This window comes from Paenibacillus sp. CMM36, from assembly GCF_053570945.1.
The window spans coordinates 29,999-43,054 of sequence record NZ_JBSEDY010000024.1; the positions used below are offsets into that span (position 1 = coordinate 29,999).

Here is a 13,056-nt window from a genome sequence, read left to right on the forward strand (position 1 = left end):
AAACACTGTAAGCCAAAATACTCAAAGTCAGGTAAGGAACTTGGGTATTTTGGCTTTTTTATGCGTCTGCGATAGTAGTCCACCATGAACCATTATAGATTAAGTCATATTTGCTTTTAGTTCAGACTGACACCAACACTTGATATATATAGATGTCTATGTAATAATGCTTGTATGTTAAAAAATAATGCAGCTGCACTGATAGGAACCATTAGAGACTCGATCAATAAATTGATTGTGTCTGAGCTCGAATCGAATGGAATTGAAGGGATTGTTCCTACTCATGGCGGAATCCTAATGTTCCTTTATCAAAACGACGGGCTTTCCATTAAGGAATTGACGCAAAAAATTTCTCGTCAGCAACCCACGGTCACTGTTTTGATCGACAAGCTAGTGAAATTGGGATATGTCGAAAGAAAAAAAGAAAGGGAGGATAGCCGAGTTACCCTGATATTTCTGACCGATAAGGGAAGAGAGATAGAGCCTGTATTTGAGATGATCTCCAATAGATTACAAGAAACCATCTATGGTGGTCTCAAAGATGAAGAAAAAGAACAACTGGAATATTTGCTGGAGCATGTCAAAAACAGATTATAAATTTTTTTAAGTAAATGTATAGATATCTATATTAATATCAAAATAACAATAAAACATCTGGAGGTTATTAAAATGAAACATCTTATTATCTATGCTCACTCAAACGCAGAAAGCTTCAATCACGCGATACTCGAAACGGTTGTAAATACCTTGAAAGAAAAAGGTGATGAAGTCGTTGTACGCGATCTTTATGCCCTTAATTTTCAACCTGTATTAAAACCTGAGGATACTGCCGCTATGAGAGCAGGGCAAACTCCGGCTGATATCAAAGTGGAGCAGGAATACATCTCACAATCGGATACGATTACTTTTATTTCTCCCATTTGGTGGACAGGTCTTCCGGCTATCCTGAAAGGTTACGTTGATCGTGTATTTGCATACGGCTTTGCATATACGGCTGGTGCGGAAGGGATTAATAAGCTTCTTACAGGTAAAAAAGGTTTTATCGTGAATACACATGGTACTCCCAACGCGATCTACGATGAAATCGGTATGACCGCAGGATTGAAGCTCACATCCGATACGGGGATTTTTGATTTCGTTGGAATTGAATCCGTCGGTCACTTACTGCTTGGAAGTATTGGCTACCTTGATGAAGATGGCTATAAAGGGCTGCTAAAGCAAGTCCAAGATACGGTTAAAACGGTGCTGTAAAGTCAGTTCATTTTCTCTTAGAAACGTAAGACATTCTTTAAATAATGAGGTCAACCCGTATTTAGTGGTTGGCCTTTTCTTGTAAATGTTAATACTTCTCTAATATAGTCCAAACAACAATCTCATTTGGAGCTGCTCAAATCCCCCTTTTCCTTGAAATTCTATGATATAACACGTTTCCAGAACCTCATAAAATAAAACCCTCCTTGTTGTCTCACGTTATGGGGTCAGTCCCTCTCCTCTGGGTGTCTCACAGTCCAAGGTATAAAACCTCCTGTTATTGGACATTCAAGGGGGGGATAAAGTATAAAAATTCACAAATATTTCATTGTTATTATCGTGGGCAATTCATTATAGTACATAGTATTAATAGTTAACTGTATGTATTACGTGTGTTGCGGAGGTTCACTATGAAAGATTATGAACTAAGGGACGAATTGAGAGAATCCGTTAACCGGATTTATGACATGGAATTATTCAGTAGCCTGACGGAGCTTGTTCAGGGGGAAAACCATGTGCTTCAATATTTAGTTCAGCACCGGGATGATGAAATTAATCCTTCCTTGCTCAGCGATGATCTGCATGTATCCAGATCAAGAATTACGGCAGCGCTTACGGGATTAAGGAAAAAAGGCTATGTGACTATGGAAATGTCTGAGCATGACAGACGACGAATGTGTGTAAGGCTCACAGTAAATGGTGAATCCTTGATCAGACAGAAGCAAGAGAGAATTGAAGGTTATTTTGAAGCGCTTGTAGTAGGTTTGGGTGAGAAGAATGTGAAGGAATTTATACGGTTAATTGAGCTTTCTTTGAGTATTATGAACGCGCGTTCTATTGAAAAATAACATAATGTGAGGGTGTACCGGGTGAGATATAAAATAATAGCAGATAGCTGCTGTGATTTAACGAGAGAGCTTAGAGAAGAGATGCAGATTACTACGATCCCGTTAAATATGACGCTGGGAGATAAATGCTTCGTAGATGATGACACATTGGACTTACCTCAGTTTATGGAAGAAATGAGAGCCTGTACAACCAAAATTGGATCCGCATCACCGTCACCTATGCTATATAAGGAAGCCTTTCAAGGTGCGCATACTTCTTTTGCCATTACATTATCCAGCAACCTGTCCAGTTCGTATTCCAGTGCATTGGTAGGAAAAGATATGGCGGAAGAAGAGGGGGCGGATGTTCATGTATTTGATTCGAAAAGCGCTTCGGCTGGACAGCTCTTGTTAGCTCTAAAACTGCGCAAGTTGATTGACGAGGGATATCATAAAAGCGAAATTATTTCATCCTTGGAGAGCTTTATCAGCAAGATGAAAACCTACTTTGTTTTAGAAAATCTAGATAATTTGGTTAAGAACGGGCGGATGAATAAAATCACTGGAAAGATACTTTCACTCTTGCATATCAGGCCTATTTTAGGCTCGGATGGTGACGGTAATATCGCATTTTTTACTCAAGCACGCGGTCAGAATCAAATTATCGAAAAGCTCGCAGATACTATTGAAAAAAGTGGCCGGGCTACCGAAGGAGAAAGCATTGTCATTACTCACTGCAATAATCCTGGGCTGGCGGAAAAATTAATGAATGCGCTGAGGAAACGCTATCAATTTAAAGATATTCATATTGTGTCCACCAGAGGGATTAGTTCAATGTATGCCAATGACAAAGGGATCATTATGGCCTTTTAAAAATATTCAGGGTTTATCCTCGCTGTATGGATAAACCCTTTTTTAGTACACTGAGGCTTTGCGGGAGTTCAAGCCTATCCCAATTTTCTAATGAGGACAGAAGCGTTTATGCTGGCTTGAGTTCCTCCGGCTTGTGTTTGCAGGGTAACAGCAGTAGTAGAGCTATGGTTTCGCAGAGTAAGGACGTCACCGCATGCCAGAGCAAGGATGGCTTGCCCTGTGTTCTGTTGTGTCCCGGCTCCTGAGCCGTATACAGTTCCCACAGCCAGTGCTCCATTAATAAAGATGGCGAATTGGTTAGGTTCCACACCGGACACCGAAAAGTGAACTTCATATTTTCCAGTATCGGATACAGCAATCTGTGTAGTTCCTGGAACATGAGCAATTCCAGGAGTAAGTATACCGTTCGTATCCCAAATGACATCCCCTTCAATCGGAACAACTTGGGGCTTCACATTGTAAATATAACCAAACTGCGCTAAATCACCTATGGTTCCAGAATCCCCTTCAGGCCCTAAAGCACCATGATTAATATTCACACTTACAAGTTGCTTTTTGACGATAATATCTTTCCCAAACCCTTTCCGTTTTGAGCGGCTCTTTCTCTTTGGGGGCTTCTCCTCAAACTTTTTTTCTAACTTATCAAACCAGGCACGGACAAAAACATTTTTTTTACGGCCTTTTTTTCGTTTTAATTCAGGATGACCCAATACAAACACCTCCATATGGTTTGTTGTATACTACTCCATTCATCTAGAGGAGGCATGGATATCTGTCCTGTGATTCATAGGAAACGATCTATTTTGACTAAAAACAGGCTACTGTACAAGGTACATTCGTCTAGTATGTAAAAAAAGCACCTTTGAATGTGCACTTGGATGACAACCAAGGAACAGACAAAGGCACCAGTAGAGGTGCATATCATGATGAGGCGGTTTGAAGCCGCTTTTTGCGCACATATAGGGCGTACAAGATGCCCCCAAGCAGGCACAGGATACATGTGAAGCCTGCCAGCAACCACGCCGATGAGACTGCTCCACCACGATCCATGCTATTTCCGAGCCATAAAGGCAGCAGAGCTCCCCCAACTCCACCTGCGCCTATAAGCAGGCTGGTGGTAGATTCTTCGGTGCCTGGCATCATTTTGCTGGCAAAAACAAGTGCGATGGAAAAAATGCCCGACATGCCCAGCCCCAGCAGTGTGATAAGGACAAAGGCAACGGTAGTTCCCTTGATCAGTGGGAACACGCATAGCAGCACGGTCGCCGCCAGCGAGCTTAGGGCTACAAAGACACCATAGCCGTACCGATCAGCAATACTTCCTGCGAACAACCGTCCGGTAGCCATTGCTAGCCAGAAGCAGGTAACACTGAGTGCTGCCTCGGCTTGAGTGAGGCCCAGCCGTTCGATGAACATGGAGGGCAGGAAATTAGCTAGGCTCATCTCTGTTCCTACATAGATAAAGAAAAAGATGATAAATAGTGTAAGTAGCTTCCGATTGCCAATAGGGTTACCTTCAGAAGCCTTCTCCGTGGGTGACTTCAGTGAATTAGTCGAACGCTTAAGGCTGTTATCTCGGTGTTCCTGTGGGTCCAATACAGCGTCCAGCGGGCCGAAGGACCCGCGCAACCAAGCTATAATGGTCACGGCTGCAAACATGGAAATGATGGGAAAGGCCAATCGCCACCAACCGAGAGCGATAAGTTGGCTGGCGATAGCGGGCATAGCCAAAGCGCCAATCCCAAAAAAGACTTCCAGACGGCTCATCGCCGCGCCCGTTCCTTGAGTAATACCGCTGATAATAATCGTGCCAATGAGTGTTTCTACCATGCCGAAGCCAAACCCCGCTGCTGCACCGACGACATATAGCCAATCCCAAGGCGGCAGCAATGAGTATAGCACTTCAGCCGCGCACAGCAAAAGCAGGGCGAATACCAGACTTCGGCGTTTGCCGAAACTTCGGGCAAGCCACGGTGACAGCAGGACTCCAACCAGAAAACCGGAAAATTGAGCGAAGATTAGACTACCGCCATCCGTATAGTTTCTACCGTAATGCTCTAACAACACAGGCAGTAGGGAGCCTACAACCACGTGTGCCAGGCCGATTAAAAAATAAGACAAGCTGCCGATCCATAGCAGTCGTTTCATGATGAACTCCTTTGATACCTAGATTATACTCATGCAGCAAAGTGAACTGTATGTGTCAAATCTGAGTGATTATGATAGCTCCAGTACTTGAAAGCCGTAGCCTTCAATAGAAATATCTCCTTCCAGGTATTTACCGCTGATTAGCTCATTCCCTTTCTGATCATCCAGATGATATTGCTGCGTCTGGGCGTTATGATTCAGAATGAACAGATATGATTTTCCATCTTTGGTCCGTACAGTGGTTTCTACACCCGCAGGAGCGCGCAGCAGGGATGGAATCCCTTTTTGCTCACAAATGTAGCCCAGCAGGCCATCAAGGAAAGTCTCTTCAGGATCTGAAGCAACGTACCATGCCTCGCCTTGACCGAAACGATTGCGTGTCAGCACTGGCATGCCCTGATAGAAATCATCGCCGTATTCCGCCAGCACCTCGGCACCTTCGCTATGCAACAGGTCGCAGAGCAGACCACATTGATATTCACCTTGTAATACGCCCACCTTTTCTTTTAATACAATGCGATTGTATGATTCCGGCAGAAGCGCGTCAATTTCCTCCACCCAGATCCCGAGCAAGTTACGCAGTTTACCAGGATATCCTCCGGTTGTGACCAAATCGTTTTCATTTACAATGCCACTGAAAAAGGTCGTTACGAAGGTGCCTCCATGCTCTGTGAATTGTTCCAGCTTCTCGGCGGTACCTGGCTTGACCATGTAGAGTACAGGCGCGATAATGAGATCATATTTCTGGAAATTTGCATCAACGGAAATCAGGTCTATCTGTACGTTGCGCCGGAAGAGGGTCGCATAATACTTATGCACCTGATCCACATATTTCAAGGCGACAGAAGGACCGCTTGATTTTTCCAATGCCCACCAATTATCCCAATCAAACAAAATGGCTACTTTGGCATTGACGGTCGCGTCAAGTAGCGTGTTGCCTAATGCGCCAAGCTCACTGCCAAGCTGTGCCACCTCGCGAAATACACGTGTGTTCTCATGCCCGGCATGCTCAATAACAGCCCCGTGGAATTTCTCACATGCGCCGATTGAGCGGCGAAGCTGGAAGAACATGACCGTGTCCGCGCCATGCGCGACTGCCTGATAACTCCATAACCGCATAACGCCGGGCCGTTTAAGCGAATTATACGCCTGCCAGTTCTGCTGGCTCGGTGTTTGCTCCATCAGCATAAAGGGTTGCCCATCCTTCAAGCCGCGCATCAGATCGTGTGCCATCGCGGTATAGCTTGGCGGGGTATTAGCCGCAGGATAACTATCCCAAGATACAATATCCATGTGCTTAGCCCATTTAAAATAGTCCAGTTGTTTGAAAAATCCCATCAGATTGGTCGTTATCACGGCATGGGGAATATGTTTTTTAATCGCGTTGTATTCCAGCAGATAGCAATCCAGCATACTGTCTGAATTAAAACGTGCATAATCGAGGGATATGCCCTGAAAGGAGGAGTGATTTTCTCCCCAATGCTCGCTCAAATTATTTGGTGGCACGATTTCATCCCAATCATAGAAGGTATGACCCCAGAAGGAAGTATTCCACACCCGGTTTAGCTCTTCCAGTGATCCGTATTTTTGCTTGAGCCACACCCGGAATGCGGCCGCACAGTTATCACAATAGCAATCCCCACCGTACTCATTGGACACGTGCCACACGAGGATCGCGGGATGGTTTTTGTATCGTTCTGCAAGTTGGCCAGCCATCTGCTCCGCAAATTTTCGATACGTAGGACTGTTCGGACAAGAATTGTGGCGACCACCGAACTTCCGCTTCCGTCCGTCAGCGTCCACCCGGAGAACGTCGGGGTAGCGAGTAGCCATCCAAGCAGGATGCGCTGCCGTGCTAGTAGCTAGACAAACGAAGATATCGCTTTCATAAAGACTGTCAATCAATTGATCCAGCCATTCAAAATGATATGTGATTTCGTCGGATTGAATTTTGGCCCATGAGAATACGTTGACCGTGGCGATATCAATCCCTGCCTGCCTGAACATCCGTAAATCTTCCTGATGCGTGGCCTCATCCCATTGTTCAGGATTATAATCTCCACCGTAAAATACTTTAGGTAGTTTACTGCTTATCATGCCAATCACCTCTGTATATAATAATAATTCTATCTTATAATACAAATAACTGCTTTTAAATATAATAAAATGAACGTGTATATAACAATATGGATCTACATGAGAAATACATACCCGCATACGCCGGAGGTGCTTTTTATGATTTTAACTCCCCATCATTTGCGATTTTTCCTGACTACGCGTGAGCACTCTTTACCCCTTTTTATTGAAAGTATCGGATTTAACAGCAGGCAGGAAGATGTGTCCCGTCCAGAGGGCTATCCGTGCTTTCACTGGATTCAGACGGTGTCTGGTGAAGGGATGTTTACATTTAAAGGGGGGACCTTTCGTCTGGGGGAGCAGTCTGGAGTTCTGCTGCTACCTGGGGAATCCCATGCATACAGACGGGCGACCAAGGTATGGCGAACGTTATACATTACATTTGACGGCCCCATCGCCGCTGCTGTACTGACTGCACTGGGGTTGAAGCATACGCGTGGGTATCATTGGGACCCGGATAGCGAGCTGCACAGTTTTGGGGAAACGATGCTTCATTCCATGGTTAGTGAACGTGATTTGTCTGGATTAGATGCTTCGGCCAATATGTATCGTTTTCTGACTCTGCTGCGTAAACATGGACAACATAGCTCGATGCCTTCCCTATCCCATAATGTGGAACGATTAACCCCTGTACTGGCCTTTATGGAGCAAAATTATGCCAGTCCAGATGTGGGTCTAGGCGATATGGCAGTTATGATGAATGTCAGCTCCCGTCATTTAAATACATTATTTAAGCAAGCGTTTGGTGTGACTTCGTATGCTTATCTGATTGTGATTCGGCTGCGGAAGGCCAAGGAAATGATGGCGGAATATCCGCAATTAACAGTAAAGGAGATTTCGGAGCGAGTGGGCTTCCGAGATACCAGTCATTTTGTGGCAACTTTTCGCCGAGCTGAAGGAATTACCCCGGAAAGGTTCAAATTACTGTATACATAAAGGTATTTTATCGAAATGCTCTTTCTTACTCGGGAATGCTCTTTTTAGGGAGCATTCCTTATTGTTTTTTTCAGGAAGAGGGAGTATAAAATAATAGTTCATTTGTTTCATCAATCTGATGTGCAGGTGACATAATAAACATAAGATCCATAATTCTTTTGCAAAACCCTCATCCAAAGAAGGAGTCAACGAAATGCTGAGCAAAGTCAAAAGATTATTAATCGGTCGTCCGCGAAAGTCGACGGCCCTTGAAGATGAGAAGCTGAATAAGCTCAAGGCACTGGCCATTCTGTCCTCAGATGCCTTATCCTCTGTAGCTTATGGAACGGAGCAAATTCTGCTGGTTTTAATTACAGCCGGCTTTGCTGCCCTATGGTATTCCATTCCTATATCCATTGCGGTATTGGGTTTGCTGATCATTCTGATCCTGTCTTATAGACAGACCATTTTTTCCTATCCTGGTGGCGGAGGAGCGTACATTGTTGCACAGGACAATTTGGGAAAGAGTCCGAGTCTGATTGCAGGCGGTTCTTTGCTGGTCGATTATATTCTGACGGTAGCAGTTAGCTCATCAGCAGGTACAGATGCCATTACATCGGCGTTCCCATCGTTACATGATCATCGGATCGCCATTGCTCTAATTATGATCATCTTTTTGACGATTATGAACTTGCGCGGAGTAACAGAATCTGCCTCAGTGCTGGCTGTACCGATTTACTTATTTGTTGTTGCCATATTTGTTTTGATTATTAGCGGTATCATTCATTACGTGGCAGGGGGAGCTCATGCTGCAGCACCGCAATTTGGAGCTACGGTATCCAACGTCAGCCTGTTCCTGTTACTGAAGGCGTTCAGCTCGGGTTGCTCGGCGTTAACTGGGGTAGAAGCTGTCTCGAATGCCATTCCGAACTTCCGCAAGCCAGCTGCCAAAAATGCAGCAACTACACTAATGATGATGGGTTTGATTCTCGGGTGTATGTTTATCGGAATCAGTTTGCTGGCTTATTGGTACGGTGTTCGTCCTAATCCGCATGAAACGGTCATTTCGCAAATTGCGAACGCCACTTTCGGGCGCGGTGTGATGTATTACATCATTCAGGGCGTGACGGCGCTCATCTTGTTTTTGGCGGCGAATACAGCCTATTCGGCCTTTCCATTGCTTGCTTTTATGCTCGCGAAGGACAAATACATGCCGCACATGTTCATGGTTCGTGGAGATCGGCTCGGATACTCTAATGGTATTTTGTTTCTGAGTATCTTCTCGGCATTGCTGGTCATCGTATTTGGCGGCAACACAGAAAATCTGATCCCGCTTTATGCGGTAGGGGTATTTATCCCGTTTACCCTTTCACAGCTTGGTATGATGATTCGCTGGATCAAGCTCAAACCGCCAGGCTGGATCGTCAAACTTGCTATTAATACGGTTGGGATGCTGACCACGCTGTCGATTACGCTCATCTTTATCTTCACCAAGTTTAGCCAGGTGTGGGTAGTCTTTATCTTCCTGCCTTTGGTTCTGTATTTCTTTATGAAGATCAACAGGCATTACAAAAATACGGCTGAACAACTGCGCATTGATATTACCAAGGATAAACCTATGGTGAAAGGCAATACGATTATTATTCCGGTGGCAGGCATTACGCGAGTCGTCATGAATACGATCAGCTATGCCAAAACCTTGTCGGACAATGTGGTAGCCGTATATGTGGGTGTGGATGATGATGCAATTCGCAAAATGGAACAGAAATGGGAAGAGTGGGATGTCGGTATACGTTTGGTCGTACTGAAATCCCGTTATCGCAGCATTATTAATCCGCTTCGCAAGTTCATCGATACAGTAGAGTGGAAAAAAGCAGACGAGGACCATATCACTGTTCTCATTCCACAATTCATCACCAAGCACTGGTGGGAAAATATTCTACACAATCAGACCAGCTTACTGATGAGAGCTTATTTAATTAATTATAAAGACGTGATCGTAACGACCGTACCTTTTCATTTAAACAAATGACAAAATGAACATCTTTTGGCCGCATTTCTTTGCGGTCGGAAGGTGTTTTTTTGCATAACGAGGATATTTACTTTAGTGATACATTTTGTGTATTATAGATACAAAATGTATCATTTGAGGCTGTTATGGAGGGATACGATGCCCGAAGCTAAGGGGAAAATGGAAGATGACAAGCTGCAATTTGTAGATACGCTAAGGGCGCTGGCTATTATTGGAGTTTTACTTGTGCATGTCAGCCAGCATGTGGACGGATTAAACGGTTGGTTGCAAAAAGGCTTGAGTATAGGAGCCAAAGGTGTCGCTTTATTTTATATGGCCAGCGCTTTTACGCTATTTTTGTCCTTAAGCAGACGTTCGGGTAACAAGAGTGAAAGAATTTCAGCTTACCTGATGCGTCGTTTTTTTCGGATTGCTCCTTTGTATTACGTGATGTTAGGAATCTATTTAGTTGTGAACGGGACAGGTCCACGATTTTGGCTTGGGGATCAGGAGGGAGTCACTGCCGCCAATATCGCAGCTCATGTCCTGTTTTTGAATGGTCTGAATCCGTACTGGATCAACAGCATTATCGGTGTGGAATGGTCCATTGCGGTGGAATGTATGTTTTATCTGTTTATCCCTCTATTATTTAAGCTGATCCGATCCGTCCGCCATGCGACGTGGTTTGTCGTGATGGCGCTTGTGGTAAGCTTGGGGCTAAATACGGTAAGTGTTCAATATCCATGGATTAGTGATCACTCTTTATGGGGGCACTATCTGTATTTATGGTTTCCGAATCAATTGCCTGTCTTTGGGCTAGGTATATTGTTGTTTTTCATTTGGAAAGACGAGCGGCATTGGAAAAGTATAGACCGAGTCAGTGGAGGTTTGCTGCTTGTTTCTGTGCTATTTTCATTTTTAGAAGGCATGACCGATGTTCTCATAGGTGTCGGGTTGCTGCTGGGAGCGTATGCTTTGTATCACTGGCAGCCGATATGGCTGCTTAATCGGGTATGGTCATGGATCGGCCGCCTTAGCTACAGCATGTATTTAACGCATATGCTGGCTCTGGGACTAATCGTACAGGTTAAAATACCTTTTGCTCCCCTAGTCAGCCTCACACTTATGTTTATCATGACGTTGCTAGTCACCATCGGACTATCTTGGTTTACCTACTCGTGGATTGAACAGCCCGGTATCCGTTGGGGGAAAAAGCTTATATCACGTATGAAGCCTGTGCGCAAGCAGGGAGATTCGGTCAAAGAAAGTGTTGCCTAAGCTACAACTTGAAGTGGCATCCGATAACATTTGGTTGAAGTGCTTGAATAAATTTATGAAATAATTGAAAAGACCTCTTGAAAAGTAGCTCCCAGCCCTTTATATTCGATGTACATCCAAGTTTTTGAATACACCGATGAGGTTTGTTGGAATTGTAAAGGAGATGCACGCATGCTTTTGAAGCCAATCGGCTTTTTGCTTTTCTCCACACTTGAGGGAGTCGCTGTTTTTGCGCTTATTTTGAGTATTTTTAAAGTTAAAATGACCCCTTATCTATGGCAGGCCATTTTTGTTAACCTGATTATGAATATGCAAAGTTATATGCTTAGAGAAGAGTTTTCCCTTTCGTATTTGGTGCCTGTCGTAAATATGCTGCTTTTTATTTTTTTACTCGCTACGGTCGTGAAGATTCCGATTGTGTGGTCCGGTATTATGACGGTTACAGGTTATTTTGCATATGCCGTTGTTCAGTCGGTACTCTTAAAAGTCATGTTCGGCAATCTTCCGGTTTCTGAGCTGCAGGATGGGTCCTTGAAGGGCTATCTGCTACAAGTGGTAAGCGCAGCAGTAGGACTGCTTATTTCATTGATGTTGTCTCGAAAAGGGATCGGCTTTTCCCCTAATTTCAAGAAGCTTAAGTTCAAAGAGGAATATGGCATTGTCATCACGCTGATTATCCTGTCTCTCATTTCAACTTCTATTGTGCTCTACTATAACGAGGTATGGTTAAGTATGATATTTTTTGCACTGGTTTCGGGATTTTTCATCTATTATGCAATCGGAAAGGAATACCGGGATGATTGAAGCGATGGCTTTCAAACTTGCTAACCAGATCAAACGTACTGTGCCTGATCATCCGGCCTCTGTCGCGGTACTTAAATACGCACTTGCTCTCATTCTGAATGCGTCCCTGATCATTGTGTTGACACTATTCGCCTCATTCTTCACGGGGCGTATGGTAGAGGCTGTTACGATTCTCGTCGCTTTCGCCCTACTGCGCCAAATGTCAGGAGGCATTCATTTGAAAACGGGCATGACATGTGTGTTGGTGACCTCAGCAGCTTTTACTTACATATCCTGCATTGCCTTAAATAGTGGGTGGACAAACCTGTTTACCGGAATAGCTCTCATTTTCGTTTTATGTTTTGCCCCGTCCAGAATTGAAAAGCAGTCGCGCATTCCAGTACGGTTTTATCCCTTCTTGCGGCTGTTATCCTCCTTGCTTGTATGTACTAATTTTGTAATCGGTTCCTCTGTAGTGGCTGTTGCTTTTTTGGTCCAAAGCCTAACATTGATCCGGGGAAGGAGGTGAGTGGAATGATGAGAAAAATGGTATATGGGTTAGCCACATCGTTGTCTATGTTTGCTACATTTGCTGTATCAGTGGCGAGTTACGTGTATGTTTATCAAGGGGATACACCCGAGGAACTACTGAAATAAACAAAATGCCGAGATAGAAAAATGATACATAGAGCTGCTATTAAGCAGCTTCAGATTGTCGAGAAACCCCGTCATTTTGAGACGTGGGTTTCTTTTTCACATCATAATGCTCTGGTCTCTGGAGAAGCAGGGGGGGTTACCCCTGTTTCTCCAGGCGATCTAGGTGGATCGCCATCT

The 13,056-nt window shown here is 44.3% G+C and carries 13 protein-coding genes; 10 read left to right on the forward strand and 3 right to left on the reverse strand.

The genetic code is table 11. The features are described from left to right. Nucleotides 1–174: 174 nt before the first annotated feature. From ACWA2B_RS26240 to ACWA2B_RS26255, 4 genes are all read left to right on the forward strand, one after another. Nucleotides 175–597, forward strand: coding sequence for a MarR family winged helix-turn-helix transcriptional regulator (locus ACWA2B_RS26240; protein WP_039274799.1), 423 nt, complete (start codon nucleotides 175–177; stop codon nucleotides 595–597). A gap of 72 nt (nucleotides 598–669) precedes the next feature. Continuing rightward, entirely contained in the window at nucleotides 670–1,251 is a 582-nt protein-coding gene (locus ACWA2B_RS26245) for an NAD(P)H-dependent oxidoreductase (protein ID WP_013309835.1), read from the forward strand. Nucleotides 1,252–1,661: 410 nt separating this feature from the next. Continuing rightward, nucleotides 1,662–2,099 (forward strand): MarR family winged helix-turn-helix transcriptional regulator, encoded by a 438-nt coding sequence (locus ACWA2B_RS26250; RefSeq protein ID WP_029514750.1) that lies wholly within the window; start codon nucleotides 1,662–1,664, stop codon nucleotides 2,097–2,099. Between the two features lie 21 nt (nucleotides 2,100–2,120). Further along, complete coding sequence (locus ACWA2B_RS26255; protein ID WP_029514749.1) at nucleotides 2,121–2,951, forward strand: DegV family protein; 831 nt, start codon at nucleotides 2,121–2,123, stop codon at nucleotides 2,949–2,951. Between the two features lie 74 nt (nucleotides 2,952–3,025). On the opposite strand, the gene ACWA2B_RS26260 is transcribed toward ACWA2B_RS26255, so the two are convergent. The 3 genes from ACWA2B_RS26260 to ACWA2B_RS26270 all read right to left on the reverse strand — a co-directional run bounded on the left by ACWA2B_RS26260 (nucleotide 3,026) and on the right by ACWA2B_RS26270 (nucleotide 7,196). Beyond that, on the reverse strand, nucleotides 3,026–3,661 hold the full coding sequence (locus ACWA2B_RS26260) for a hypothetical protein (protein ID WP_029514748.1): 636 nt from the start codon (nucleotides 3,659–3,661) through the stop codon (nucleotides 3,026–3,028). A gap of 211 nt (nucleotides 3,662–3,872) precedes the next feature. Continuing rightward, nucleotides 3,873–5,099 carry an MFS transporter gene (locus ACWA2B_RS26265; RefSeq protein WP_029514747.1) on the reverse strand — a complete coding sequence of 409 codons (1,227 nt, stop codon included), beginning with the start codon at nucleotides 5,097–5,099 and terminating at the stop codon, nucleotides 3,873–3,875. Nucleotides 5,100–5,168: 69 nt separating this feature from the next. Further along, nucleotides 5,169–7,196 carry a beta-galactosidase gene (locus ACWA2B_RS26270; RefSeq protein WP_029514746.1) on the reverse strand — a complete coding sequence of 676 codons (2,028 nt, stop codon included), beginning with the start codon at nucleotides 7,194–7,196 and terminating at the stop codon, nucleotides 5,169–5,171. A gap of 138 nt (nucleotides 7,197–7,334) precedes the next feature. On the opposite strand from ACWA2B_RS26270, the gene ACWA2B_RS26275 reads away from it, so the two are divergent. The 6 genes from ACWA2B_RS26275 (at nucleotide 7,335) to ACWA2B_RS26300 (ending at nucleotide 12,879) form a co-directional block, all read left to right on the forward strand. After that, nucleotides 7,335–8,171 carry an AraC family transcriptional regulator gene (locus ACWA2B_RS26275; RefSeq protein WP_029514745.1) on the forward strand — a complete coding sequence of 279 codons (837 nt, stop codon included), beginning with the start codon at nucleotides 7,335–7,337 and terminating at the stop codon, nucleotides 8,169–8,171. Nucleotides 8,172–8,364: 193 nt separating this feature from the next. Continuing rightward, nucleotides 8,365–10,182 (forward strand): APC family permease, encoded by a 1,818-nt coding sequence (locus ACWA2B_RS26280; RefSeq protein ID WP_029514744.1) that lies wholly within the window; start codon nucleotides 8,365–8,367, stop codon nucleotides 10,180–10,182. Nucleotides 10,183–10,320: 138 nt separating this feature from the next. Then, on the forward strand, nucleotides 10,321–11,439 hold the full coding sequence (locus ACWA2B_RS26285; RefSeq protein WP_069011385.1) for an acyltransferase family protein: 1,119 nt from the start codon (nucleotides 10,321–10,323) through the stop codon (nucleotides 11,437–11,439). A gap of 171 nt (nucleotides 11,440–11,610) precedes the next feature. Continuing rightward, nucleotides 11,611–12,243 (forward strand): hypothetical protein, encoded by a 633-nt coding sequence (locus ACWA2B_RS26290; protein ID WP_069011386.1) that lies wholly within the window; start codon nucleotides 11,611–11,613, stop codon nucleotides 12,241–12,243. Further along, nucleotides 12,236–12,751 carry an accessory gene regulator ArgB-like protein gene (locus tag ACWA2B_RS26295; protein WP_029514741.1) on the forward strand — a complete coding sequence of 172 codons (516 nt, stop codon included), beginning with the start codon at nucleotides 12,236–12,238 and terminating at the stop codon, nucleotides 12,749–12,751. Before ACWA2B_RS26290 ends, ACWA2B_RS26295 begins: the two co-directional genes overlap by 8 nt. Nucleotides 12,752–12,756: 5 nt before the next feature. Next, the gene (locus ACWA2B_RS26300) at nucleotides 12,757–12,879 is read left to right on the forward strand and encodes a cyclic lactone autoinducer peptide (RefSeq protein ID WP_023988155.1); all 123 of its coding nucleotides are present in this window, start codon (nucleotides 12,757–12,759) and stop codon (nucleotides 12,877–12,879) included. The last annotated feature ends 177 nt before the right edge of the window (nucleotides 12,880–13,056 follow it).